The sequence below is a fragment of the Amycolatopsis sp. NPDC049868 genome (assembly GCF_044461365.1).
GTDB lineage: Bacteria > Actinomycetota > Actinomycetes > Mycobacteriales > Pseudonocardiaceae > Amycolatopsis.
This window is the reverse complement of the sequence record NZ_JBITKV010000004.1, coordinates 441,501-466,470: the sequence shown is the minus strand read 5'-3', so window position 1 is coordinate 466,470 and position 24,970 is coordinate 441,501. Positions and strand designations below refer to the sequence as shown.

22 protein-coding genes and 1 pseudogene are annotated in these 24,970 nt (G+C 69.3%); 7 read left to right on the top strand and 16 right to left on the bottom strand.

The window, feature by feature from the left end:
* Positions 1-13: 13 nt before the first annotated feature.
* Entirely contained in the window at positions 14-556 is a 543-nt protein-coding gene (locus ACIBTM_RS20655) for a molybdenum cofactor guanylyltransferase (protein WP_395878666.1), read from the bottom strand.
* A 180-nt stretch (positions 557-736) separates the two neighbouring features.
* The gene (locus ACIBTM_RS20650; protein WP_395878665.1) at positions 737-2,086 is read right to left on the bottom strand and encodes an NlpC/P60 family protein; all 1,350 of its coding nucleotides are present in this window, start codon (positions 2,084-2,086) and stop codon (positions 737-739) included.
* Between the two features lie 341 nt (positions 2,087-2,427).
* Here ACIBTM_RS20650 and acnA point away from each other — a divergent pair, with 341 nt between their 5' ends.
* Both acnA and ACIBTM_RS20640 read left to right on the top strand, forming a co-directional pair.
* On the top strand, positions 2,428-5,235 hold the full coding sequence (gene acnA / locus ACIBTM_RS20645) for an aconitate hydratase AcnA (protein ID WP_395878664.1): 2,808 nt from the start codon (positions 2,428-2,430) through the stop codon (positions 5,233-5,235).
* Positions 5,236-5,310: 75 nt separating this feature from the next.
* Complete coding sequence (locus ACIBTM_RS20640) at positions 5,311-6,114, top strand: alpha/beta fold hydrolase (protein ID WP_395878663.1); 804 nt, start codon at positions 5,311-5,313, stop codon at positions 6,112-6,114.
* A 21-nt stretch (positions 6,115-6,135) separates the two neighbouring features.
* On the opposite strand, the pseudogene ACIBTM_RS20635 reads toward ACIBTM_RS20640, so the two are convergent.
* Together ACIBTM_RS20635 and ACIBTM_RS20630 are read right to left on the bottom strand one after the other, a co-directional pair.
* Positions 6,136-6,597: pseudogene (locus ACIBTM_RS20635) on the bottom strand (MgtC/SapB family protein); the annotation flags it as partial.
* 135 nt (positions 6,598-6,732) lie between these two features.
* Complete coding sequence (locus ACIBTM_RS20630) at positions 6,733-7,686, bottom strand: LysR family transcriptional regulator (RefSeq protein WP_395878662.1); 954 nt, start codon at positions 7,684-7,686, stop codon at positions 6,733-6,735.
* 156 nt (positions 7,687-7,842) lie between these two features.
* Between ACIBTM_RS20630 and ACIBTM_RS20625 the strand changes: the two genes are divergently transcribed.
* The 3 genes from ACIBTM_RS20625 to ACIBTM_RS20615 are packed head-to-tail and all read left to right on the top strand — an operon-like array spanning position 7,843 to position 10,531.
* Entirely contained in the window at positions 7,843-9,264 is a 1,422-nt protein-coding gene (locus ACIBTM_RS20625; RefSeq protein WP_395878908.1) for an MFS transporter, read from the top strand.
* 13 nt (positions 9,265-9,277) lie between these two features.
* Entirely contained in the window at positions 9,278-10,168 is an 891-nt protein-coding gene (locus ACIBTM_RS20620; RefSeq protein WP_395878661.1) for an SDR family oxidoreductase, read from the top strand.
* A 15-nt stretch (positions 10,169-10,183) separates the two neighbouring features.
* Positions 10,184-10,531, top strand: a complete 348-nt coding sequence (locus ACIBTM_RS20615; RefSeq protein ID WP_395878660.1) for a darcynin family protein — start codon at positions 10,184-10,186, stop codon at positions 10,529-10,531.
* 209 nt (positions 10,532-10,740) lie between these two features.
* On the opposite strand, the gene ACIBTM_RS20610 is transcribed toward ACIBTM_RS20615, so the two are convergent.
* The 7 genes from ACIBTM_RS20610 to ACIBTM_RS20580 all read right to left on the bottom strand — a co-directional run bounded on the left by ACIBTM_RS20610 (position 10,741) and on the right by ACIBTM_RS20580 (position 18,376).
* Positions 10,741-12,345 (bottom strand): alpha/beta hydrolase, encoded by a 1,605-nt coding sequence (locus ACIBTM_RS20610; protein WP_395878659.1) that lies wholly within the window; start codon positions 12,343-12,345, stop codon positions 10,741-10,743.
* Between the two features lie 156 nt (positions 12,346-12,501).
* Entirely contained in the window at positions 12,502-12,924 is a 423-nt protein-coding gene (locus tag ACIBTM_RS20605; RefSeq protein WP_395878907.1) for a nitroreductase family deazaflavin-dependent oxidoreductase, read from the bottom strand.
* A gap of 46 nt (positions 12,925-12,970) precedes the next feature.
* The gene (egtD, locus tag ACIBTM_RS20600) at positions 12,971-13,948 is read right to left on the bottom strand and encodes an L-histidine N(alpha)-methyltransferase (RefSeq protein WP_350584422.1); all 978 of its coding nucleotides are present in this window, start codon (positions 13,946-13,948) and stop codon (positions 12,971-12,973) included.
* On the bottom strand, positions 13,945-14,709 hold the full coding sequence (gene egtC, locus ACIBTM_RS20595; protein WP_395878658.1) for an ergothioneine biosynthesis protein EgtC: 765 nt from the start codon (positions 14,707-14,709) through the stop codon (positions 13,945-13,947). The genes egtD and egtC overlap by 4 nt, the downstream gene beginning before the upstream one ends.
* Before the next feature lie 5 nt (positions 14,710-14,714).
* Positions 14,715-16,064: an ergothioneine biosynthesis protein EgtB gene (gene egtB / locus ACIBTM_RS20590; protein WP_395878657.1), complete on the bottom strand. Its 1,350-nt coding sequence runs from the start codon at positions 16,062-16,064 to the stop codon at positions 14,715-14,717.
* A complete protein-coding gene (locus ACIBTM_RS20585) occupies positions 16,061-17,323 on the bottom strand; it encodes a glutamate-cysteine ligase family protein (protein ID WP_395878656.1) in 1,263 nt (420 codons plus the stop codon). The genes egtB and ACIBTM_RS20585 overlap by 4 nt, the downstream gene beginning before the upstream one ends.
* A 129-nt stretch (positions 17,324-17,452) precedes the next feature.
* Positions 17,453-18,376, bottom strand: coding sequence for a LysR family transcriptional regulator (locus ACIBTM_RS20580; RefSeq protein WP_395878655.1), 924 nt, complete (start codon positions 18,374-18,376; stop codon positions 17,453-17,455).
* 162 nt (positions 18,377-18,538) lie between these two features.
* Between ACIBTM_RS20580 and ACIBTM_RS20575 the strand changes: the two genes are divergently transcribed.
* Positions 18,539-19,726: a Glu/Leu/Phe/Val dehydrogenase gene (locus tag ACIBTM_RS20575; RefSeq protein WP_395878654.1), complete on the top strand. Its 1,188-nt coding sequence runs from the start codon at positions 18,539-18,541 to the stop codon at positions 19,724-19,726.
* Positions 19,727-19,795: 69 nt separating this feature from the next.
* Here ACIBTM_RS20575 and pip read toward each other — a convergent pair whose 3' ends face one another.
* Positions 19,796-20,701, bottom strand: coding sequence for a prolyl aminopeptidase (gene pip / locus ACIBTM_RS20570; RefSeq protein ID WP_395878906.1), 906 nt, complete (start codon positions 20,699-20,701; stop codon positions 19,796-19,798).
* 233 nt (positions 20,702-20,934) lie between these two features.
* Here pip and ACIBTM_RS20565 point away from each other — a divergent pair, with 233 nt between their 5' ends.
* Positions 20,935-21,756 carry a MarR family winged helix-turn-helix transcriptional regulator gene (locus tag ACIBTM_RS20565; RefSeq protein ID WP_395878653.1) on the top strand — a complete coding sequence of 274 codons (822 nt, stop codon included), beginning with the start codon at positions 20,935-20,937 and terminating at the stop codon, positions 21,754-21,756.
* Between the two features lie 4 nt (positions 21,757-21,760).
* On the opposite strand, the gene ACIBTM_RS20560 is transcribed toward ACIBTM_RS20565, so the two are convergent.
* Genes ACIBTM_RS20560 through ACIBTM_RS20545 form a run of 4 tightly spaced genes read right to left on the bottom strand, consistent with a single transcriptional unit; the run spans position 21,761 to position 24,854 of the window.
* Positions 21,761-22,492 (bottom strand): ESX secretion-associated protein EspG, encoded by a 732-nt coding sequence (locus ACIBTM_RS20560; protein ID WP_395878905.1) that lies wholly within the window; start codon positions 22,490-22,492, stop codon positions 21,761-21,763.
* Positions 22,493-22,516: 24 nt separating this feature from the next.
* On the bottom strand, positions 22,517-23,830 hold the full coding sequence (locus ACIBTM_RS20555) for a hypothetical protein (RefSeq protein ID WP_395878652.1): 1,314 nt from the start codon (positions 23,828-23,830) through the stop codon (positions 22,517-22,519).
* Complete coding sequence (locus tag ACIBTM_RS20550; protein ID WP_395878651.1) at positions 23,827-24,453, bottom strand: DUF3558 domain-containing protein; 627 nt, start codon at positions 24,451-24,453, stop codon at positions 23,827-23,829. The genes ACIBTM_RS20555 and ACIBTM_RS20550 overlap by 4 nt, the downstream gene beginning before the upstream one ends.
* Before the next feature lie 2 nt (positions 24,454-24,455).
* Positions 24,456-24,854: a hypothetical protein gene (locus ACIBTM_RS20545; protein WP_395878650.1), complete on the bottom strand. Its 399-nt coding sequence runs from the start codon at positions 24,852-24,854 to the stop codon at positions 24,456-24,458.
* Between the last annotated feature and the right edge of the window lie 116 nt (positions 24,855-24,970).

Below are 24,970 nucleotides of genomic sequence, written 5' to 3'. Positions count from 1 at the left end.
ACCCCGGCTTCGGTCAGGAAAACCGGTCGAGATCCTCCGGGGTGTCGATGTCGGCGCTCTCCCCCGGCTCTTCGGGCACCTCGACGATGTCCAGCCCGCCCAGCGTCCGCCGCAACGACGCGTTCTCCACCGTTTCCGGCAGGGCGCCGCGCAAGGCCTCCGCACGCCAGGCGCCGAGCAACCACTGGCGCTCCCCCGAGGTGTCGACCAGCACCGCCCCCGAAGCCCGGCCGAGCCCCGCCAGCAGCCGGTCCACAGTGGACTTCCGGACGCCGGCGAGGTCACCGGCCAGCACCACGACGAGCTCCGTGCGCACCAGTGCGAGTCCGGCCGCCAGCGCGGCCACCGGACCCGTTCCGGGTGACGATTCCCTGGTCCAGACGACGTCGCCGAATCCAGGCCGTTCCGGGCCGACGACGATCACCGGATCCGCGTCCGCGAGCGCCGCCAACGCCCTGGCCAGCAACGGTTTCCCACCGACGGGAAGCGCGGGTTTGTCCACACCGGACAGGCGGCGCGCGGCGCCGCCCGCCAGCACGATCCCCGCGTAGGACACGCTCTAGGCCCTGTCTCTCAAAGCGCGCTTTCGAATTTCCGCAGCCGGGCCGCGGCATGGGCGAGCTACTCGCTCAGCCGTGTCAGCGGCCCGCCTCCGCAAATCCGAGGCCTCCGGCCGAAAAGAAACGCGCGCGCGTGTCCTCGCCTGACCTGCCGGCTTCAGTTCGGGAGACACGCTCTAGCCGATCAGACGGGTCGCGTACGGCATGATGCCGCCGTACCGCACGGGCGCGATCCGGACCCGCAGGCCCGACTGCGGCGCCTCGACCATCTGGCCGTTCCCGAGATACATCGCGACGTGGTGGATGCCCCGCGCGCTGCCGCCCCAGAAGAGCATGTCTCCGCGGCGCATCTGGGAGAGCGGCACCTTCCGCCCGGCGTTGTACTGATAGCCGCTGTAGTGCGGAAGCGACTTCACCCCGGCGAACGCGTAGATCATCAGGCCCGAGCAGTCGAACCCGATCTTGTTGTAGTCGCCGTAGCGGTCCGCCGTACCGCCGTCGCGGATACCGCGCGTCGGGCCGGAGGTGTTGCCGCCGCCCCACGCGTAGACCACTCCGAGCTGTGAGAGCGCCCGCCGGACGACGGCCTCGACACTCGCCCCGGCGGGGGCGGACTGGACGGGCCTGGCGGACGGACGGCCACCACCACCCTGGCTGGGCCTTTCCGCGGCGAGAGCGGCCTGACGAGCACGTTCCTCGTCCTCGCGGGCCTTCTGTGCCTTCCAGTCCTCGTAGCGCTGCCGCTGGCCCTGGAGGCCGTTGACCTTCTGCTGCGCTTCGAAGAGCTGCTTCTCGACACTGGCCTTGTCGGCTTCGAGTTTCTGGTTCTGCGTGGCCTGGGTGTCTTGGGCGTGCTGCGCGGCGCTCTGCGCGTTGTCGGCCTCGTGCTTGGCCGCCTCGGCCGCGCGTTTGCGCTCCTGCGCGATCTCCAGCTTCTTGCGCGCGGTCGCGTCCTTGTTGGACTTGTCCGTCTGTGCGCGCTTCATCGTGTCGAGCGCGTTGAGCCTGCTGCCGCCGACCGCGTCGAGCATCTGCGCCCGGCCGAGGAGTTCCTTCGGGCTGTTGGCGGTCAGGTACGCCGACACCGAGCCGATCGTGCTGCCCTGCTGGAAACTCGCGGCGGCGAACTTGTCGAGGTCGGCGCGAGCCTTGTCGATGGTCGCCTGCGCGGCGTCGGATTCGGTCCGCGCGGACCGCGCCTCACGATCGGCCTGTGCGGCTTCGTCCTGCGCGGTCTCCGCGTCGACCCGTGCCTTGTTGGCCTCTTCCATCTTCAGCTCGACGTCGTCGTTGAGCTGGGCGAGCTTCGACTCGGCCTGGGCCAGCTGGTTCGTGAGCCTGCCGACGTCGCCCGCCTTGGCGTTGGCGTCGGCCTTGCTGGAGCTGATCTCGGAGTCGCTGGGGTTCGGCGGAGGCGGCGGCACCGCAACGGCGGTACCCGTCACCCCGAGCAACAGGGCGATGCCGAGCGCGCCGATGGTCACGCCACGGCGGGCACTGGTCCCGGACCCGGCTTCACCACGCACGATCCGCCCACCTCCCGATCTTGAACAACGACCTCACTGTGCCACTGCCGTCACAGCATTACCAGAAGCACCACCAGGAACTTACACACCGTAGGCACCATTTCCCCTCAACGGGGGACGAACAGGCGAGCGCTTCGTCACTCGAACGGCCGCAGGTGGCTGAGACCTTCATGACCCGCGTGTCGGCTTGCCAGTCAAAAAGGACAGGCGTACTGTTTAGGAGGACGAACGAGGTGTGCCATCCCGGGTCCGGACATACGGTGGGGGTGCGCAACACTCGCTCCGGGTCGGCCCGAACGACCTGGAGAACACACCGAACTGACCCGCCACTGGAGTTAGAAGTGACCGCACCCGCCAGCAAGGACAGCTTCGGCGCCAAAGACACGCTGAAGGTGGGCGACGCCTCCTACGAGGTTTTCCGCCTGAACAAGGTCGAGGGCTCCCAGCGCCTTCCCTACAGCTTGAAGATCCTGCTCGAGAACCTGCTGCGGACCGAGGACGGCGCGAACATCACCGCCGACCACATCCGCGCGCTCGGCAACTGGGACGCCAAGGCCGACCCGTCGATCGAGATCCAGTTCACGCCCGCCCGCGTGATCATGCAGGACTTCACCGGCGTGCCCTGCGTCGTCGACCTCGCCACCATGCGCGAGGCCGTCACCGACCTCGGCGGCGACCCGGACAAGGTCAACCCGCTCGCCCCCGCCGAACTGGTCATCGACCACTCCGTCATCATCGACGTCTTCGGCCGCGCCGACGCCTTCGAGCGCAACGTCGAGATCGAGTACGAGCGCAACCGCGAGCGCTACCAGTTCCTGCGCTGGGGCCAGGGCGCCTTCGACGAGTTCAAGGTCGTCCCGCCGGGCACCGGCATCGTGCACCAGGTCAACATCGAGCACCTCGCGCGCACGGTGATGGCCCGCAACGGCCAGGCGTACCCCGACTCCTGCGTCGGCACCGACTCGCACACCACCATGGTCAACGGCCTCGGCGTGCTGGGCTGGGGCGTCGGCGGCATCGAGGCCGAGGCCGCCATGCTGGGCCAGCCGGTCTCCATGCTCATCCCGCGCGTCGTGGGCTTCAAGCTCACCGGCGAGATCCCGACCGGCGTGACCGCCACCGACGTCGTGCTCACCATCACCGAGATGCTGCGCAAGCACGGTGTGGTCAGCAAGTTCGTCGAGTTCTACGGCGAGAGCGTCGGCGCGGTGCCGCTGGCCAACCGCGCCACCATCGGCAACATGAGCCCCGAGTTCGGCTCCACCGCGGCGATCTTCCCGATCGACGAGGAGACCGTCCGCTACCTCAAGCTCACCGGCCGCTCCGAGGAGCAGGTCGCGCTCGTCGAGGCCTACGCCAAGGAGCAGGGCCTCTGGCACGACCCGTCGCACGAGCCGGAGTACTCCGAGTACATCGAGCTGGACCTGTCGACGGTCGTCCCGTCGATCGCCGGCCCGAAGCGCCCGCAGGACCGCATCGAGCTCACCGACGCGAAGAACTCCTTCCGCAAGTCGATCCACGACTACGTGGGCGGCGAGCAGGTCCCGCACACCAACGTGGACGAGACCGTCGAGGAGACCTTCCCGGCCAGCGACCCGGCCGCCCTCTCCTTCAAGGACGAGGACGCCGTCGAGATCCAGTCGGCGGCGAACGGCCACACCGGCCGTCCGACGAACCCGATCAAGGTCAGCAGCGCCGACCGCGGCGAGTTCATCCTCGACCACGGCGCCGTGGTGATCGCCTCGATCACCTCGTGCACCAACACCTCCAACCCGTCGGTCATGCTCGGCGCGGCGCTGCTCGCGCGGAACGCGGTCGACAAGGGCCTCTCGGTCAAGCCGTGGGTCAAGACCTCGATGGCGCCGGGTTCGCAGGTCGTCACCGACTACTACGACAAGGCCGGCCTCTGGCCGTACCTGGAGAAGCTGGGCTACCACCTGGTCGGCTACGGCTGCACCACCTGCATCGGCAACTCCGGCCCGCTCTCGGACGAGATCTCCGCCGCGATCCAGGAGAACGACCTCACCGCGGTTTCGGTGCTCTCGGGCAACCGGAACTTCGAAGGCCGCATCAACCCCGACGTGAAGATGAACTACCTCGCGTCGCCGCCGCTGGTCATCGCGTACGCGCTCGCCGGCACGATGGACTTCGACTTCGAGGCCCAGCCGCTCGGCCAGGACACCGACGGCAACGACGTCTTCCTGAAGGACATCTGGCCGTCGGCCAAGGAGATCCAGGAGACCATCGACTACGCGATCACGCAGGAGATGTTCACCAAGGACTACGCCGACGTCTTCGACGGTGGCGAGCGGTGGAAGTCGCTGCCGACCCCCGAGGGCAAGACCTTCGACTGGGAGGCGGAGTCCACCTACGTCCGGAAGCCCCCGTACTTCGAGGGCATGCAGGCGGAGCCCGCCCCGGTCACCGACATCGCCGGCGCGCGCGTGCTGGCGAAGCTGGGCGACTCGGTCACCACCGACCACATCTCCCCCGCCGGCGCGATCAAGCCGGGCACCCCGGCCGCGCAGTACCTGACCGAGCACGGCGTGGAGAAGAAGGACTTCAACTCCTACGGCTCGCGTCGCGGTAACCACGAGGTCATGATCCGCGGCACCTTCGCGAACATCCGGCTGCGCAACCAGCTGCTGGACGACGTGCAGGGCGGCTACACGCGCGACTTCACCCAGGCCGACGCCCCGCAGGCGTTCATCTACGACGCGGCGCAGAACTACGCGGCGCAGGACATCCCGCTGGTCGTCCTGGGCGGCAAGGAGTACGGCTCCGGTTCGTCCCGTGACTGGGCGGCCAAGGGCACGAGCCTGCTGGGCGTGCGCGCGGTGATCACCGAGTCGTTCGAGCGCATCCACCGGTCGAACCTGATCGGCATGGGCGTCATCCCGCTGCAGTTCCCGGCGGGCGAGTCGGCCTCGTCGCTCGGCCTCGACGGCACCGAGACGTTCGACATCTCGGGCATCACGAAGCTGAACGACGGCGAGACCCCGCGCACGGTCCACGTCACCGCGACGAAGTCCGACGGCACCAAGGTGGAGTTCGACGCGGACGTCCGCATCGACACCCCGGGTGAGGCGGACTACTACCGCAACGGCGGCATCCTGCAGTACGTCCTGCGGAAGATGACCCAGGCGTAAGCACCACACGCGAAGGCCCCTTTCCCCGCACTTTGGGGAAAGGGGCCTTCGTGCGTTCTTCGGTAGCGTGGACGTATGGCCCACGGTCGAATCCAAGTCGAGAACGGCGAGCTCGCGTACGAGATCCGAGGCGCGGGTGATCCCGTCATCCTGCTCCACGGCGGGATGCTCGACTCCCGGATGTGGGACGCCGAGATGAGCGAACTCGGGCGCCACCACACCGCCATCCGGTACGACGCACGCGGACACGGCGAGTCGTCCACACCGACGGAGCGGTTCAGGCACTACGAGGATCTCCGCGCGCTGATGACCGCGCTGGGACTCCCCCGCGCGTCACTGGTCGGGTTGTCCGGCGGCGGGCGGATCGCGGCCGATTTCGCACTGACGTATCCGGAGCTGGTCGAGAATCTCGTCCTCGTCGCGACCGGCCTCAGCGCGATGGTGACGAAGGATCCCTTCGTCCTGGAACAGAACAAGAGACTCGAAGAGGCGGGCGCCCGGGGAGATCTTCCCGCCGCCATCGAGTGCATCCTGCGCATGTGGGTGGACGGGCCCCGGCGGGTGCCCACGGACGTCGATCAGCGAGTCCGGCTGGTCTGCCAGGAGATGTACACGCAGACGGTCGTGCGCCACGGGCTCGCCGGGTTGACGCTGATGGACGAACTACGGGCCGTCGAGCGCACCGGCGAGCTGACCCCGCGCACCTTGACCTTGGCGGGAGATCTGGATTCCGCGGATATCATCGCCATCGCGGACCAGATCGAAAGTGAGGCACGCGACGCCCGGAAACTGGTCGTCCCCGGGGTCGCGCATATGATCAATCTGGAGAAGCCCGCCGAGTTCTCCCGGATAGTGCTGGACTTCCTGTCCTGCTCCTGAGCGGCATCAAGCCCTCTCGCGCTCTTCCTGCCCCGAGCACTCATCCCTGTTCTCCGGGCGACGGTCGACGACGCGGCCGAGCGGGCGCAACAGCACGTTGACCCCGACGATCACCGCCGTCCCGGCGAGCGCGACGACGTAAAGTCCCGCTCCCGCAAGGGATCCGACGGCCGCCGAGCACCAGAGGGTGGCCGCGGTGTTGAGTCCGCGCACGTTCAGGCCGTCCCGCAGGATGACCCCGGCACCGAGGAAACCGATACCGGAGACGATCTGGGCGGCGACCCGCGTCGGGTCGGCGTCACCGCTGGTGTTCAGCCCGCCGAAGCCGTGGGCGGACAACAGGACGAAGAGGGTCGCGCCGACGGCGACGAGGGCGTTGGTACGGAGTCCGGCCATCCGGGCGCGGTACTGACGCTCGATGCCGATGACGGCGCCGAGGCCGACGCCGGTGCCGACCCTGAGCAGCATTTCGAAGGTGTTCATGATTCCGGCTCTTTTCTGGCGTGCGCACACAAAGCCAGACAGGGAAAGGAGACCGGAGCAGGTCAGCGCACCGCGCACACGGGTGAACGGCGACCACGTCCGGTCGGTCCAGAACTGTCTTCCGGCATGTGCCGCTCACCTCGCTTTCGTACTCGATCGGTGTTGATCAACCTTCGGGACTCTACCACCGGACGGCCCGAGCGCGGCGTGGATCGTGTCACGCAGCCAGCGCTGCGCGGGATCGGCGTCGAGCCGCGCGTGCCAGAGCTGGCAGACCTCGATCCGCGGCAGCTCGGCGGGAATCGGGAACCAGCGGAGGCCGAGTGACCGGCCGTATTGCTCGGCGAGCCGCTGGGGCGCGAGCCCGATGTAGTCGCTCGACGCGACCAGGAACGCGGCGACGGCGGAGGTGGGGACGACCGCGGCGACCCGGCGCTGGAGACCGGCCGCCTCGAGCACGTCGTCGAGCGGTCCTCTGCCCCGGCCCCGCCGCGACGCGGAAACGTGGGGATAGCGGCAAAGTTGCGCCAGCGTCGGACGTCGCACACCGCCGAGCGGACCGTCCGCCCTGACGATCGCGACCACGCGTTCGTGGTACAGCGGCGCCGAGCGGATGTCGGGGGCCGTGATGTCACCCGCGCCGATGTCGAGGTCCACCGAGCCGTCACGCAGGGCTTCGGTGCTTTCGCTGCCTTCCGCGACGAAGCGCAGGACAACGCCCGGAGCGACGGCGGCGGTCGCCTCGACGGCGGCCGTCGCCAGTGTCGCGGCGACGCCGTCGTTGATGCGGATGGTGAAGGTGCGTTCGAGGTCGCCGATCGCCAGGTCGCGGTCGGCGCTGATCAGCGCCGACGCCTCGTCGAGCAGCGATCGGACCCGCGGCGCCGTCCGGAGCGCGAACGGCGTCGGCACCATCCCGCGCCCGGCGCGCACCAGGATCGGATCCCCCATCGCGCGCCGCAACCGGCCCAGCGCCCGGCTCGCCGCCGGGATCGACAGATGCAGACGTTCGGCGGCCGCCGTCACGCTGCCCTCCCGCAGCAAGGCGTCGAACACCCGCAAGAGGTTGAGATCCAGCTGATCGGCCATAGTTGCATCGTACGCAACTAAGCCTTGTCAAAGTTGCGTGGCACGCAGAACCAGCTGGTCCATAGCGTCGTAGGCATGCCACTCCGACTTCAAATCCGAGAGCGCCCCGGGGCCGCGGCGAACCGCCCGGCCGCACGACGCGGCCTGTTGATCACCATGTGCGCCTGTGTCGTGCTCGTGGTCGGGATGGTCGCCGCGATCAACCTCGCCGTCCCCATGCTCGCCGCGAGCGACCTCCACCCGTCCGCGTCGGCGCTGATCTGGATCGTCGACACCTATGTCGTCTTCTTCGCCTGTCTCGTGATCCCCGGCGGAGCGGCGGGCGATCGTTTCGGCCGCAAGGGTGTCCTGCTCGCGGGCCTGGCACTGTTCGCGCTCGGCGCGCTGCTGTCGGCGATCGCGCCGAACGTGCCCTTCCTGCTGGTGGGCCGGGCGATCACCGGGGTCGGGGCCGCCGCGGTGCTGCCCAACACACTCGCCGTCCTGCTCCACGCCGTCCCCGTCGAGCGTAAGGGCGTGACCATCGCGACCTGGGCGTCGATGACCGGGATCGGCGGTGTCGTGGGGAACGTCGGCGGCGGCGCCGTGCTGGCGGGAGGATCGTGGCGATGGCTGTTCGCGGCCGCCGTCCCGCTCTCGCTGGTCCTCGTCGCGCTCGTCGCGCGGATCGCGCCGGTGTCCCCGCGGCACGAGCGACCGCTCAGCCCACTAGGTGCCGTCCTGCTCGTGGGCGCTTCGGTCGCCCTGCTGCTCGGCATCGTCGAGGGTCCTGAAGCAGGCTGGACCAGCCCGGTCGTCCTGGCCGGATTCGCCGGTTCCGTCGTGCTGTTCGCCCTGTGGACGTTCGTGGAGCTGAAAGCCGGGCACCCGCTGCTCGATCCCCGGTTGTTCCGGGTGCCCGCGCTGCGCAGCGCCTGTCTCGGCATGACCGCGATCTTCTTCGGGATGTTCGCGCTGTTCTACGTCAACGCGTCCTTCCTCCAGTACGGCAAGGGTTTCGGTGTCCTGCCGACCGGGCTCGGGATCATCCCGCTGACCGTCCCGGTCATTCTCGGCGCGCGGCGCGTGGGCAAGCTCGTCCAGCGTTTCGGGGTCGACGTCATCGTCGCCATCGCGTTCCTCTTCTGCGGCTGCGGCCTCATCGGACTGTCCACAAGTGACGGTTCGACGCCGTATCCGGTCTACGCGGCCTGGCTCGTGGTGACCGGGATCGGTGTCACACTGGCCCTTCCGACGCTGTCCGCCGCGATCTCCGGTTCGCTGCCGCCGGCGCAGGCCGGTGTCGGCGCCGGACTGCAGGCGACCACGCGCGAATTCGGCAGCGCGCTCGGTGTCGCGGTCATCGGCACCGTCCTCACCGGACGGTTCGTCGCGGCGCTGCCGTCCGACCTCCGCGCGGACCACGATCCGCACACCGTCGCGCAGGCGCTCGCCGTCGCCGCGCCCGGCCGCTCCCCCGAAGTGATCTCCGCGTTCGTCACCGGCGCGAGCACGGCACTCCGGGTGATCGGCGTGAGCGTGCTCGTCCTCGGGGCGCTCGTCGTCCTGCAATCACGGCTTTCCCGTAGCACCAAATAGAAGGAGCGTTCCCATGCACGTATTCGTCACCGGGGCGACCGGCTGGATCGGCTCGGCCGTCGTGGACGAGCTGCTCGACGCCGGGCACGAGGTCACCGGCCTCGCCCGATCGGATGCCTCCGCCGCCGCGCTGGAGCAGAAAGGCGCCCGGATCCGCCGCGGCGACCTGGACGACATCGACGGCCTTCGCGCAGGTGCCGAGGCGGCCGACGCCGTCATCCACCTGGCGAACAAGCACGACTGGGGCAATCCCGCGGAGTCCAACCGTGCCGAGCGGGCGGCCGTCCAGACCTTCACCGACGCGTTGACCGGCACCGGCCGGGCCTTCGTCCTCGCCGCGAGCCTCTCGACCCTGGCCACCGGCCGCCCCGCCACCGAGACCGACCTCTCCCCCGCCGTCGGCCCCGGCTCCCATCGTGGCGGCGCCGAGAACCTCGCGCTCGCGTACGCCGAGAAGGGCATACGGGTGATCAGTGCCCGCTTCGCGCCGTCCGTGCACGGTGCGGGCGACCACGGTTTCGTCGCCGCGCTCGTCGCGGCCGCTCGTGAGCGAGGTGTGTCCGGCTACCCCGGCGACGGCACCGCGGCCTGGGCCGCCGTGCACCGCACCGACGCGGCCCGGCTCGTCCGGCTGGGGCTGGAAGGCGCGCCCACCGGCTCGCTGCTCCACGCGGTCGCCGAAGAAGCCGTCACCACGAAGGAGATCGCCGAAGCCATCGGACGGGCGCTCGACGTCCCGGTGGTGTCCGTGGCACCGGAGAACGCCACCGAGCACTTCGGGTTCGTCGGCCGGTTCTTCGCGCTGGACATGTCCGCGTCCAGCGCGCGCACCCGCGAACTCCTGAAGTGGACCCCATACGGACCGAGCCTGGCCGAGGACATCGAAGCCGGCGCTTACGCCTGATCGAGAGGAAACACCATGTCCGAAGTGACCGCTTTCATGCTGGTGAAGACCACACCCGAGTGGCTCGGCCTGACCGTCGAACAGCGCGTGGAGGCCTTCAAGACCGAGATCCTCCCCGCCATCGAGAGCAAGGTGAAAGGCGTCCGGTCCCGCTTCTTCGACACCGAGTTCTACTCCGCACGAGTGACCGACGTGTGGGTGTGGGAGGCCGACGACCACCACTCGTACCAGCTGCTCGTCGAAGCGCTGCGCGAGACGCCGTTCTGGGACCGGTACTTCGAGGTGGTCGACCTGCTGGTCGGGGTCGAGAACGCGTACGCCACGAACTACGGTCTGGACGCCTACGCGAGCGTCAACGCCTGAAGCCGGTGGGTGAGCCAGGCGCACCGGCGGCCGCGACCACGCCGAAGCCGGTGCCCTGGTTACCCACCCGGATCTCCTGGACGAGCAGTTCGTCCGGCCAATCCGGCCCTCCCCGTCCGGAACCCTAGGGCCGGGAGTCGGGGACCGGTCCCCGGACGCCACGAAGGCCACCGCCGCGACGGTGGCCTTCGTGTACTTTCAGCCCGGGATCAGGCGGTTTCGAACGGCTGGACGTTCGGCTGGAAGACCTGGCCGTTGGCCGGGACCTTCAGATCGATCAGGTAGTCGGCCGTCACCTTGTCCACCCCGAGCGAGTCGCCCAGGATGCAGTGCCCGAAGGCGTCGACCGAGAGCAGCCGGGCGTTGCCCAGCTCGTCGGCCATCCGCTTCGAGAACAGGTACTGGGTCGCCGGGTCGTAGAAGTTGCCGACGACCAGGACCGGGGTGTCGGTCTTGGCCTGCCACGGGCCGCGGTAGACGTCCGGCTTCTTCACCGGCCACACCGGGCAGCCCGCCACGTCCGAGAACGCCTGGTAGCGACCGAAAGTGGGCGATTCCTTCTCCCACTTCGCGGCGATCTCCGGGACCTTCTCCTGCTTGATCGTGATCTTCTTGTCCGAGCAGTTCACGGCGAAGTACGAGTCGTCGCCGGTGTACGGGCTGTCCGGGTCCACGTCCGCGCGCCCGTTCGCCCCGGACCGCAGCACCTTCAGCTCGACGGCCTGCGCCGTCTGCGTCTGCGCCGCGGGCGGGTGGACGACGTTGTACAGCGCCTGCAGGTCGTCAGCCAGCGGCCCGAACGAGGTCGGCGAGTACAGCACCCCGGCCACCGTGCTAGTGAACGCGTTGATGTCGTAGCTGCTCCCGTCCGGCAGCTTGATCGGCTGCCGGCGCAGGTGGTCGCGGATCTCGTCGAACTTCTCCCGCGGCGTGCCCGCGCTGAAGGAGCACTTCTGCCCGACCTGGGCGCACTTGCGCAGGAAGGCGTCCAGCGCGATCTCGAACCCGCGAGCGCGCTCGCGGTCGTACTGCACGCCGTCGCTGGTGCGCAGCGCCGGGTCGACGTTGCCGTCGATGACGATCGCCCGGCTCTGCTTCGGGAACATCGACGTGTACGTCGACCCGATCAGGGTCCCGTACGAGAAGCCGACGAAGGTCAGCTTCTGGTCGCCGACGGCCGCCCGCATCTTGTCGAGGTCGCGCACGACGTCCTTGGTGGACATGTGGTTCAGCAGCGCACCCGCGTTGTTCTTGCAGAACTGGCCGTAGTCGCGGTACGAGGCCAGCGTCCCGGAGATCTCCTGCCGTGACAGCGGTACGGGGATCTGCGCGGCGAAGACGTCGTCCGCGTCCTCCTGCGTGGTGAAGCATTTGAGCGGGTTGCTGGCCCCGACCCCGCGCGGGTCGAAACCGATCAGGTCGAACCGGTCCAGCACCTGCGGCTGGAAGTAGTTCGCCGCGCCGATCGGCATCCGGAACCCGGAGCCGCCGGGACCGCCCGGGTTGAGGAACAGCGAACCGACCTTCTTGTCGGGCGTCTTCGCCGCCCGCTTCAGCATCGCGATGTCGATCGTGCCGAGCGCCGCGTTGTCGTGGTCGACCGGCACGCGATACCGCGCGCAGCTGTAGAACTTCACCTGATCGGCCGGAACACCGCGGAGCTGGTCCGCCGTGCAGGCACCCCAGTTCACCGGCGCCGTGGCGCCGACCTGGGCGGCGGACGTCCCGGCGTCCGGTGCGGCGATCGCCGTCCCGGAAGCACCGGTCAGCGCGGCGCCGGCCACGAGTGCCCCTACCAGTGCGAAACCGCGCACCGGCCTCCTTGTGGATCTCGGCAAAACGACTCCTCCCTCGGCTGGCGACGTGTCGGACCACGTCGCACGATGCGCCGCCGACGTCACGGCGCGTAACACCAAGCGAGCCTCGCACAAGCCGGTAACCCAGTCACCGGCCGAAAGGATGGTACGAACCTATCGAGTGGTTGTCTTCAACTCGAAAATCGGTAACACACGGCGAGCGGCCTTCTCCTCCATGGAGTAACCGGGCCAGAACTCCAGCAGCAGTTTCCACATCGCTTCGTACTCCTCACCGAGCAGTTCCCCGGCCCTGACCGGGATCTCCTTACCCGCCAGCGCGACGACCGCGTCGGGATGCGCGCGGAGATTGTGTGTCCACGCCGGATCGTTCGGCTTCCCCCAATTGGAGCCGACGAGCACGAAGCCTTCCTCGTGCGGAAAGTACAAAAGATTGGTACTGCGGGGCAGCCCGCTCTTCCTGCCGGTCGTGGTCAGCCGAAGGGAAGGGAGCCCGGCCAGCGCGACCAGGCTCACCTTCCCCTTGAACAGCCGGTGGAGTCTCTTGTCCACCCAGATGATCCCGCCCGCGAGCCCCATCAGCCATGGTTTGGTGCCGAGCACGCGGGCGAGCGACGTGAGAGGGTTAGCCACGGACAGATCTTGCCAGGCTCACCCCGAACCGCGATTCCGAGTCCGTCCACCATTTCTCCACGGAGAAACCGGCTTCGGCCAGTTCCGCGGCGATTCCCTCCCGCCGGAACTTCGCGGAGATCTCGGTACGCACGTATTCACCCTCGGCGAACTTCACCTGCAGGTCGGCGCCCGGGATGTCGACGGTCAGCGGCTCACGGGCACGCAGGCGCATTTCGATCCATTCGTTCTCCTCGTCCCAATACGAGACGTGGTCGAACGCGGCCGGATCGAAGTTCGCGCCGAGGCCGTTGTTGATCACGTGGAGCATGTTGCGGTTGAACTCGGCGGTGACGCCGGCCGCGTCGTCATAGGCGCGCTCCAGGGTTTCCCGGTCCTTCACCAGGTCTGTCCCGAGAAGGAACCACTCCCCTTCGTCGAGTACCTCCCGGACCGAGCGCAGGAACGTGGCGCGGTCGGCGGGAAGGAAGTTGCCGATCGTGCCGCCGAGGAAGACCACCATCCGCGGCCGGTCGCCCGGTAGCAGGTCGAGGTGCTGGGTGAAGTCACCGACCACGCCCCGGACCTCAAGCGACGGATAGTCGGCCGTGATGGCTTCCGCAGCCTCGGCGAGCGCGGTTTCGGAGACGTCGAGCGGGACGAACTCCTTCAACGTGCCGTGACTCGTGAGCGCGTCGAGCAGGAGCCTTGTCTTCTCGCTCGATCCGGAGCCGAGTTCGACGAGGGTGTGCGCACCCGAGCTTTCGGCGATCTCACCACCGCGCGCGGCGAGCACCTCCCGTTCGCTCCGGGTCGGGTAGTACTCGGGAAGGGCGGTGATCTTCTCGAACAGCTCGCTGCCGCGCGCGTCGTAGAACCATTTGGGCGACAACCACTTCTGGTCCGCCTCCAGGCCGGTGCGGACGTCCGCGCGCAGCTGCTCGGTGATATCCGATTCGCTGTGGTGTACGTCGAGGTCGAGTTCGGTCATCGTGCCTCAGGGCTCCGATCGGCTTCGAGGGGCAGGATCTCCACGCCCGCGCCGGTGACCCGGACGGCGTGGTGGTCGGGAACGGGAGTCCATCCGGGATCGTCGTCGCACGGTTCCGACGCGACGAGCACACCGTCACCGGTGTCCCGATAGGACAGGGAATGCGTCCACGCGGTACCGATGAGCGTCCGGCCGTCGGTCAGCAGGAGATTGAGCCGCGAACCCGGCCCCGCCTCCTCGACCACTCCGGTCAGCCAGGTGACGGCCGCGAACGGGTCTTCGCCCGCTTCGAGCCGTTCACGCAGCAAAGCCCACAGCAGTACCGAATCCGTGGTCGCCTCCAGCGTGAGGAGCCGGGTGATCGGCAGTTTCGCGGCGAGCTCGGCCATCGAGTCCGGCCAGCCCCGCACCAGCCCGTTGTGGCTGAAGAGGTACCCGCCGCCGGTGAACGGCGCGTTCGCCGCCTCGACCACGGGCATCCCCGTCGTACCGTTCCGGACCGCCGCCAGGAAGGCGTGCGACCGGACCGATCCGGCGAGGGCGGGCAGATCGCCGTCCGTCCACAAGGGAGCGGACCGGCGCAGCCGCAGCGGTTCGGGACCTTCGGCGTACCAGCCGAGGCCGTACCCGTCCGCGTTGACCGAGCCGCCGCCCCGCATGTCATGGGGAGCGTACGACTGCACGAGCAGCGAATGAGGGGCGTGAAAGAGCATCTCGGCGGGCGAACGCGGCTCGCCGAGATACGCGAGATGACGGCACATGCCGCTCAGGCCACCTCGCTCGGCCGCGCGTCCCGGGCACAGCGGAACCCGGAGAAGATCTGCCGCCGGATCGGGTGATCCCAGTTGCGGAACGTCCCGCGGATCGCCGCCGCGTCCGTGCCGAACGAGCCACCGCGCAGGATCCGGTAGTCCCCGCCGAAGAACACCTCCGAGTACTCCTTGTACGGGAACGCGGCGAATCCCGGGTACGCCTCGAAGCCGCTGCTGGTCCACTCCCAGACGTCGCCGATCAGCTGGTGCACGCCCAGGGGCGAAACGCCCGCCGGGTACGCGCCGACCTCCGCGGGCCGCAGGTGCCGCTGCCCGAGGTTGGCGTGGTCGGGGGTGGGTTCCTCGTCGCCCCAGGGGAACCGGCGCGACCGGCCGGTCGCCGGGTCGAACCGGGCGGCCTTCTCCCACTCCGGTTCCGTCGGCAGGCGCCTGCCCGCCCAGGCGGCGTACGCCTCGGCCTCGTGGAACGAAACGTGGACGACGGGTTCCGTGGCGGGCACCTTCTCGTAGACGCCGAACCGCGTCCGCCACCAGCCGTCCTGCTCCCGTTTCCAGAACCGCGGCGCGTCGATGCCGTGCTCGCTGCGGTACGCCCAGCCGCGCTCACTCCACCACTTCGGGTCTTCGTAACCCCCGGAGTCGAGGAACTCGGCATACGCCGCACAGGTGACCGGTGTGGTGTCGATGAAGAACGCCTCCACCGCGACCTCGTGCGCCGGACGCTCGTTGTCCAGCGCCCACGGCTCGGCGGAGGTGCCCATGGTGAAGGCACCGCCGGGTACGAACACCTCCGCGGGCAGCGGCCCGGACCGCGACGGCGGCGGGGCGGGCGCGTGCAGCACCGGGTCGCCCTTGCGCAGCTGATGGGTGGCGAGCATCGTCTCGTCGTGCTGCTGCTCGTGCTGGGTGATCATGCCGAAGGCGAAGGCGTCCTCGGTGAGCCGCCTGCCCTGCAAGGGAACGGTTTCCAGGATGTCGAAGGATTTCTCCCTGACCTCGCGGACGTACTTGCGCGCTTCCTCCGGGCCGAGCAGCGGCAGCGCCGGGCGGTCCGCGCGGGCGTGCTGGAACGCGTCGTAGATGTCGTCGATGTCGGGCCGGAGCGCCTCGCGCCCGCCGACGTCGCGCACCAGCCAGAGCTCCTCCTGGCTGCCGATGTGCGCGAGGTCCCAGACCAGCGGCGACATCAGTTTCGAATGCTGGCGGACCAGGTCTTCGTCGTCGACGCTCGTCAGCGCGACGCTGCGCTCACGGGCCCTGGTGAGCGCCTCGGCCGCGTGAGCCCGCAGGTCTTGCGGGCTCAGCGCGCGAAGCGGGTTGGTCTCGGTGCTTTCCACGCTCATGACTGGTGGCTCCTCGAACCGCGTACGAGGGATTGCACGCCCTCGCTGATCTCGGTGATGGTCTCCGGCGGCAGACCGGTCGTGCCCAGTTCGGCACAGCCGAGGTCCACCACCTCGCTCGCGACGGCGGCGATCGCCCGGTCCGCCAGGCCGAACCGGGCAGCACACTCCCATTTGCCCATGACCGGTTCGCACAGTTCGAGCACTTTGTCCACTGTGGACGGGCGTGCGAGCAGAGCGGCCAGCAGGGCCACCGGGTGCAGCCACCTGGCGGCGGGCTGGGCGTCCAGGTAGCGGATCTCCAGATACCCCTGTGGACGGACCGGGGTGAAGAACGTCGTCAGGTGATAGGCCAGGTCGTCCTCGGTCGGCTTGCCGAGCCCGGCGCTCTCGCCCCGTCCGTCGATCCAGTCGGCGAAGGTCAGGGAATCGGGCGCGTCCCAGCGGCCGCCGGGGCCGGGAAGGACCATCAGCGGGGTGTCCAGGATCCTGCCCGCCCACTCGGCGGCCGGATCCTCGCCCGGTTCCGCCGACCGGGTGCGGGCCTTTTCCGTTTCCATGACGGCGAGCCAGCGCGCCGACGCGTGGCCGGTGTCGCGGCCGGCGTGGATCCGGGAATTGGCGAAGGTGGCGAGCAGGGGCGGGCCGAGCGCGTGGACGGCGGCCCAGCGGACGGCCAGGTCGTGCGCCTCACCGGCGTCCACGCAGACCTGCAGGCCCGCGGTGCTGCACATCATCGTCGCGCCGCCCTGGCCCATCGGGGCGAAGCGGCGTTCCATCGCGGCGTAGCGCGGGGTGCCCAGCTTGCGGGCGGGGGCACGATACCTGTCTATCCCGGTGTCCCCCAGGTACAGGCCTCGTGCGGCGAGAAGACTTTCGAGGTGGGCCAGATCGGCCGAGACGACGGCGTCCAGGTGGCGCAGCGTGGTCTGTGGTCGAGCGGAGATCTCCACCTGGCATCCGGGCTCGAGGCTCAGCGGTGAACCTGCCGGAAGCGGGAGGGCGGGGCTGTCGGGGCGCAGTGTCCGCGGCGTATGCGGGCCGAGCGCGGTGGCGAGATCGTCGGGATCGAGGGGCCTGGCGGGTTCGTCGGCGTAATGCACGGTGAACTCCAGCTCTACGCCGAGAAGTCTCGGCGGCCCGTGTTTGAAGCACACGGAAGCGACATACGCCTCGCCTTCGGCGCGGTCCGAAAGGACCTTCGCCGTCGCGTTCGACGCGCTCCCGGACTTCTCGGGGAAATCATGAACAGTAGTCATCTTTCCGCAGTCCAGTCGGTTGTCCGATAGTTGAGATACCTTGACTTCGGACGCTACACGCGGGGTCCGACAAATTCAGGCGGGTTCTTGCGGGGCAGGATCGCCGGACCACGTCCCGGGACGGGACGATCAGGGCAAAGCGGGCTCCGTGCCCAGGCCCAGCGCCGCGGCCGCGTTACGCACCGCCTCGATCACCAGCTGCAGGGCCGGTCGCCGCGACGAGGTCGTCCGGTAGGCGATCGAAACCGTCCGCAGCAACGGTGTGGTCAACGCGACGACGTCGATCCCCGGCGGCCGGAGCCCGAGCCCGAGGTCGGAAACGAGGGTCACCCCGAGCCCGGCCCTGACCATCGCCATCGCCGTGGACTGCTCCTCGACCTCGTGGTTGATCTTGGGCTCGAACCCGTGACGGTGACACGCCGTGCGCACCGCGCGACCGAAATGACTCTTCGGGCTGGCGAGGATCCAGGGATGCTCACCCAGCTCCGGCAGGGACGCACTCCCGGAGGGCACCGCACCGGCGGGTACGGCGGCGTGCAGCCGTTCGACCGCGATCACCGCGCGCTCCAGGCCCGCGTCCCACGGCATCGGCGCGTCGGAATAGTCGAGGACGAACGACAGGTCCAATTCGCCGTCACGGACGGCGTCGGCGGTGTCCTCGGGAGCCAGCTCACGGGTCCGGACCTGGATGCCCGGATGCTCACCCGCGAGCGCGGCCAGCGCGTGCGGCAACAGACCCGACGCGACCGAAGCCCACACCCCGGCCATGAGGCGGACCGAAACGGTCGCCTGGGCCTCTTCCAAGGCCAATGTCGCCCGTTCGACCGACCCCAGGATCTCTTCGGCGTGCTCGGTGAGCAGCAATCCCAGTTCGGTCAGCTGCACCCGTCTGCCGAATCGTTCGAACAGCTTCGCGCCCACGTCCCGCTCCAGCTGAGCCAGCTGCTGCGATACCGCCGAAGCGGTGTAATGCAGCGAAGCGGCGGCCGCCGTGACGGTGCCGCGCCTGCTCAGCTCGCGGAGCATCCTCAGGCGGTGCAACGAAAGCTCCATGGCCTCAACGTAATCGGGCGCGGTCGCGGACGCCGGGTGACGCGTTACACCAGTTTCTCTGCACATCATCGTTCAGATTCGGTAAATGGACGCGCGCGCCCGCGCGGGCGCACCCTCGGAAGTGGCGCAGGACGACCCCGAATCCACGAAGGAGGTGGCCGCATGGCCGCGAGGAACGCCGAACCGCTGATGAGGCTCGTCTGGACCGACCCCGTCACCGGTGCCACCGGCTACCTCGTTGTGCACAGCCTCGTCTCCGGTATCGCGACCGGCGGGACCAGGATGCGCGCGGGCTGCACGATGAGCGAGGTCGAGGACCTGGCGAGGGGGATGGCGAACAAGACCGCGACCTTCGGCCTGCCCGTCGGCGGGGCCAAGGGCGGTATCGACTTCGACCCGAAGGACGAGCGTGCTTTCGGTGTGCTGGAACGGTTCTGCTCGTTCCTGCGGCCGTGGATCGACAACCACTGGGTGACCGCCGAAGACCTCGGCGTGCCCCAGCACCTGATCGACGAGGTGTTCGCGAAACTCGGGCTCGAGCAGTCGTACCACGCCGCCATCCGTCGTTCGGCCGATCCGGCGCACACCCTTCGCCGGGTACAGGCCGGGCTGAGCACACCGGTCCCCGGCGGGCTCCTGCTCGGCGACGTGATCGGCGGTTACGGCGTCGCACAGGCCTGCCTCGGTGTCGCCGACGCGTGGGAGTGGCCCGCCGAGAAGACCACGGTCGCCATCCAGGGCATCGGCACCATGGGCGGCGGGGCGGCCTGGTACCTGCACGAAGCCGGGATGAAGGTCGTCGCGGTCGCCGACGCGGCCGGGACGCTGTACCGGCCCGAAGGTCTCGACATCCCGGCGCTGCTGGAACTTCGCGACGAGTACGGCGAGATCGACCGGAGCCGGCTCCCCGCCGACGTCCGGCCGCTCCCCCGCGACGAGATCGTGGCGACGGACGCGGACATCCTCGTCCCGGCGGCGATCTCCTACGCGCTGCGCGCCGGGAATCAGGGCGTCGTCAAGGCGAAGGTCGTCATCGAAGCGGCCAACGCGGCGACCACACCCGACGCGGAGGCGGGGCTGACGGCCCGTGGCATCCCGGTGATCCCGGACTTCGTCGCGAACGCCGGCGCGGCCGCGTGGGCCTGGTGGCTCCTGCTCGGCGAGGTCGGCGCCGATCCCGCCGATTCGTTCCTGCGCCTGCGGACCGAGATGCGGGCGAAGGTGGCCCTGCTGCTGAGTTCGTGGAACCTCGACCGGATCGCACCCCGCACCACCGGCCTGCGGCTCGCCGAAACCACCCGTTCGGACGCCTCCACCCCGGAATCGGCCCCCGCGCTGGTCATCCCCTGACAACGCGCGTGAAGGCCCCCTTCCCTCGGCTGAGCCGAGGGCAGGGGGCCTTCACGCGCGATCCGTGACTCAGGAGGCGAAGCGGTCCGTCGCGCCGATGAGGACTTCGCGCATCGGCTCGTCCTGGGTGCTGTGGCCGACCTCGTCGATGACCACCAGTTCGCTGCCGGGCCACGCGTGCGCCAGCTCCCACGGGGTGCCGACGAGGTTGCCCAGGTCGAGACTTCCTTCGGCGAGCACAGCCGGGATGTGGGCCAGTTTCCCGGCTTCCCGAAGCACCACACCTTCGTCCAAAAAGGACCCCTGACTCCAATAGTGGGTGACCAGCCTGGCGAAGGCGAGCCGGAACTCCGGCGTCTCGAAGCTCTTGTACGGCGGGGAGGTCGGGATGATCGCGTCCTCCCAGGCGCACCAGTCGGCCGCCGCCTTCTCGTGCACCGCCGGATCGGGGTCCATCAGCAGCTTGAGGTACGCCGCCGCCAGATCGCCGTCGCGATCCTCTTCGGGAACGCCGTCGCGGAACTTCGCCCACGCCTCGGGGAAGACGCCGCCGAGGCCGCGGGTGAGCAGGTCGGTCTCGCTCCGGCGTCCGGTGGCCAAGCCCATCAGGACCATCTCCGAGACCCGGTCCGGATGGCGCTCGGCGTAGACCAGCGCGAGCACCGAGCCCCAGGAACCGCCGAAGAGCAGCCACTTCTCGATGCCCAGATGCTCGCGAAGCCGTTCCATGTCGGCGATCAGGTGGTCGGTGGTGTTGGCGGAGAGGTCGGCCTCGGGCTCCCCCGCGTGCGGGGTGCTCCGGCCGCACCCTCGCTGGTCGAACAGCACGACGCGGTACTTGGCCGGGTCGAAGTACCGGCGCAGGCCCGTACTGCACCCGGTTCCGGGGCCGCCGTGCAGCGTGACGGCGGGTTTCCCGTCAGGGTTCCCGCAGACCTCCCAGTACACGAGATGCCCGTCGCCGACGTCGAGCATCCCGTGGTCGTACGGTTCGATTTCCGGATACAGCCGTGTCACGTTCTCGTCCTCCCAGACCCCGCCAGAAATACAACAGCGCTGTCACAATAGCCCGGGTCGGTGTCCGGGCGCGCGTTCTTTTCCGCCTCTCGGCGAATCCCTGTGGCTCGAGTGTCTGTTCGGGCCTCGGACGTTCGTGGACAAGGTGAGCGGCTGCCACGATGGCGCCGCCACGAGCCTCAGGGGATGAGATGTCGCACGCCCGCCGCATGTACGACCTGATCGAGCCCATCGGTCTGGTGCCCTACTTCGCCGACGAGTCGGACGAGGCCCTGATCGCGCTCGGCCTGCGCGGCCAATGGGACGCCTACTTCGCCGGCCGGGCCGCACCGTTCGGCCGGTCGGTGCCCGCCGAGGTGATCCACGCGATCTTCTACAACTTCGCCCCCGGCGAGGTGGCCCGCCACATCCCGAAGGTCTGGGAGCTGACCACGCCCGAGGCCGCGCTGGCCGCCCGCGAACAGGGATGCGTCGCGGGGATACGACGGATCCTCGGCGAACTCGCCGACTCCCCCGGAGTCGCCCGCGCGGGCGAACTCCTGTTGAAAGCGGCGACCAGCGCGCCGGTGGAGGGGCGCGCTCTCTACGCCGCTCTCCGCACGCTTCCGATCCCGCAGGAACCCGTGGCCAGGCTGTGGCATGCCGCCACTCTCCTGCGTGAGCACCGGGGCGACGGCCACACCGTCGCCTTGCTGGCCGAGGGCATCGGCGGCACCGAGTCCCACGTGCTCCACGCCCTGTCCGCCGGCATCCCCGCGAACGAGTTCGGCCGGGTCGGCCATCTTCCCGCCACGCGGCTGACCGCGGTCGTCGACGGCATGCGCGACCGCGGTCTCGTCGGTGCGGACGGTTGGCTCACCCCAGCCGGGCGCGCCACGAAGGAACGTGTCGAGGCCATGACCGACCGGCTGGCGGAGACGCCGTACGACTCCCTGAGTCCCCACGAACTCGAACGCCTCGTCGCCGACCTCGAACCGATCTCGGCCGCGCTCAAGGCGGTCTTTCCGTGGTGAGGGACTAGCCGCCGAGGGTGCTGGAGACGTGCTGAAGCGCGTCTGCCAGCTCCGCCGGGCCGGCGGGTCCGATGTGGACCACGGCGTCGTTCCCGTGGCCGGTCGTGTAGCTGAGGTATCGGCCCCAGTCGGTGTCGGCGAAGTGGAGCGGATCCTCGGCGGCCACGTGCCTGCCGACCTCGTCCCGCTTGCCGACGTAGAGCTCGCCGCTTCCCTCGACCGGCCGCTGCACGAGGCTGACGATGTCCGCGATCACCGGCGGCAGCGAATGCGTGTCCGGGCCGCGGCGGGCCGCTTCTTCGAGCTCGTACGCGCGGACCGTGCGCAGCCTGCCGCCGCCCGCCGGGACGGGCGGCAGCTGCTCGATCAGCGTTTCGGGCAGCCGTCGGCGATCGATCTCCTGCAGCCCGACCCAGTCACCGGACGCCACCGCCAGGACCGCCTGCAGTCCCAGCGAGGCGGCGAGGACGCCGTAGGTCTCGCCTCCGGTGTTCACCCAGCCGTAGTACTCGATGGCCGGTTTCGTGAGCACTGGAAGCCAGTCCAGGAAGTCGACCGACGCACGGCCGCTCGAATCCAGCAGCCCGGCCTGCGCCAGCGCCGCTTCCACTCGCTTGTCCGCCTCCGCGCGGGCCGTCCTGGACAGCCAGCGCGGTTCGGGACGCAGCGTGATGTGCAGGTCGCCGACGCGTTCGCGTTCGGCGAGCACCGCCAAGGCTTCGACCGGGACGTCCACCCGGCCTGTTCTCACGGTCATCCGCTACTCGCCGATGACCGGCGGGCTGGTCCGCTGGTCGGTGCCGAAGATCGCGTCCGGGTCGGCCTCGATCAGGTAGTCGGGACGCTGGTGCTCGTCGTCCTCGTCGCCGTCGGCGCGCCTGCCGCCGGCTCCCATCGGACCCATCTGGCCACCGCCGCGTCCGCCCGCTCCGCGACCGCCGGCCAGATGGTCGGCGCCACCCAGGCCGCCGAGACCGCCCATGCCGGATCCCCTGCCCGAGCCGAGACCGCCGGAACCGGGAGCGCCGGCCCTGCCGCCGGTGCCGCCCTCGCCGCCGAGCAGCCTGCCCGCGGCGCTGTTGGGCGGGGGCACGTTGCGACCGCCGGTGCTCCCTGGCGGGTTCTGTCCGGGGTTGTAGTTCTGGCCGGGGCCGTTCGGCAGGCCGATGACGTTGTCCGAGTCGCCGGGACCACGTCCGGGGATCCGGCCGGGGATCTCGGTCGTCGGCCCTGGCTTGCCCTTGCCGCCGCCGGTCGGGCGTGTGGTGTCGTCGCCGTCCCCCGGCTTGCGCGTCGTCGGCGGGATGACGGGGTCGGGCCGGTCCCTGGGGATCACCGGGCGGTCGTCGTTCGGGCCCGGTTTGGTCGGCGTGCGCTCGTCGCCCGGCTTGTTCTGATTCGGGTTGGTGCGGTTGTCGTCCGTGCCGCTGGTGTCGGTGCCGTCGTTGTCGTCCCCGCCGCCGTTCCTGACGGGTTTGACCGGGATGACCGGTGGGTTGATCGGGGGCGTACCGCCCGGGGTCTTGACGCTGACGTCCGCGCCGTCGTTCTTCAGCACGCCGTAATCGGTCGGCAGGCTGGAACTCGTGCTGCTGGTGACCGAGTCGTACTGGTCCATCACACGGACGTTGTTCTGGTTCGCCGCCTCGTGCTTCGCGACGCCCTCTTGGTAGTTCTTGATGTCGTTGTTGACCATGAACGGCCCGGCGATCGGGATCGCGCCCTTCAGCCCGGTGGTCCAGGGGTTGGGCTTGTCCGGCTTCGGCGGCACGGGGACGACCGACGACCCTGAGTCGTCGAAGCTGTCGGCCTGCGTCGTCACCGAGTCCCTGGTCTGGAACAGCGGGTCCGCCGTCTCCTTGAAGGCCTGCTCAAGCGGGCCCGCACCGGCGTTCGCCGCGTCGGCGGCGGACCCCGTCCAGGACGCCGTCATCCGCGTCTGCAGGGACTTGATGGCCATCCCGCGCTCGACATAGGCGTTGGAAAGCTCCGCGACGCGATCGGCCGCGCTGCGCAGGTTGCGGGTGTCGCCCTGGGTGAAGTTCTCGTAGATCTGTTTGCCGTCCACCCTCATGCCCCCTTGAGTGTCTTGATCACGGCCGACGCGAGTTTCTGCGCGGTCCCGCACGAGTTCTGTTCGTTGCCGTAGCCGGCGGCCAAGGTGTTGATCGTCAGGTCGTCCGCGACGCCCACCGCGAGATCGCAGTTACCCCGTGCTCGCCTGTCCTGGATTCCGTAATAGACGGTCGGATAGCCGTCGACCTCGGGGCCGGGCTCCAGAAACCTCAGTTGCCCGGATTCCTTGGCCTTGTACATTCCGGCCAGGCCACCCGCGCCCTTTTCGCGGTTTCCGCTGCCGAGGATGATCTGCAGCGTCTCCCCTTTGCCCCTGATGAACCAACCGCAGCTCGGATTGCTCGACTCGGACCGGGGTTCGCCCGGCTCGGTGAACCCCAGCTCCGCGGCGGCGGCGGCGGGAAGCAGCTTGCAGGCGTCACCGACGTACGCCGAGGCGTCCAGCGGATCCGCCACCTTCGGGACGTTCGGATCCTCCGGTGCGGCGGAAGACGCCGACGACGGCGAGGTTCCCGGGGTCGGCGTAGCCGTACCGGGTGTCTCCCCCGTGCAGCCCGCCACCGCGACGGATACGAGCATGAGCGCCGCCACCGCGGCGCGATTCCTCAACACGTTCGGCATCCTCAGGTCGTGCGCAGGGTGTTGGCCTGGTCGGTGACCATCGTCTTCGTCCTGGCGATCTCGAGCTTCGCGATGTAGCCCGTGATGTATTCCTTCATCGAGTCGTTCTGCTTCTGCAAGGCGAGCAGCGAATCGACGCCGGAATCGACATAGCTGGAGCTGGCCTCGTCCTGGCCCGGCGGCCGCAGATCGGCGAGGATGTCCTCGATCTTCATGCCGTCCTCGGAGACCTTCTTCAGCTCGTCCTGCCAGAGCCCGATGACGGTCTTCAGCTCCTCGGGGCTCATCTCGAACCCGCCGCCACCGCCGCCCCCACCGCCGTAAACGGTCGGCTCCTTCGGCGTGGTGAGGTCACCCCAGACGGCCTTGATCGCGCTCGCGGCGTCGCCGATGATGTTCACACCCGCACCTTCCCCTCAGCACTCACACACGGTGATGGACAAAGAGTAGCCAAGTGGCGGACGGCGTGTCAGCCGATCCGGCCGAGTGGTCCGACGTGTCTCGGAGCCGCCCGGTT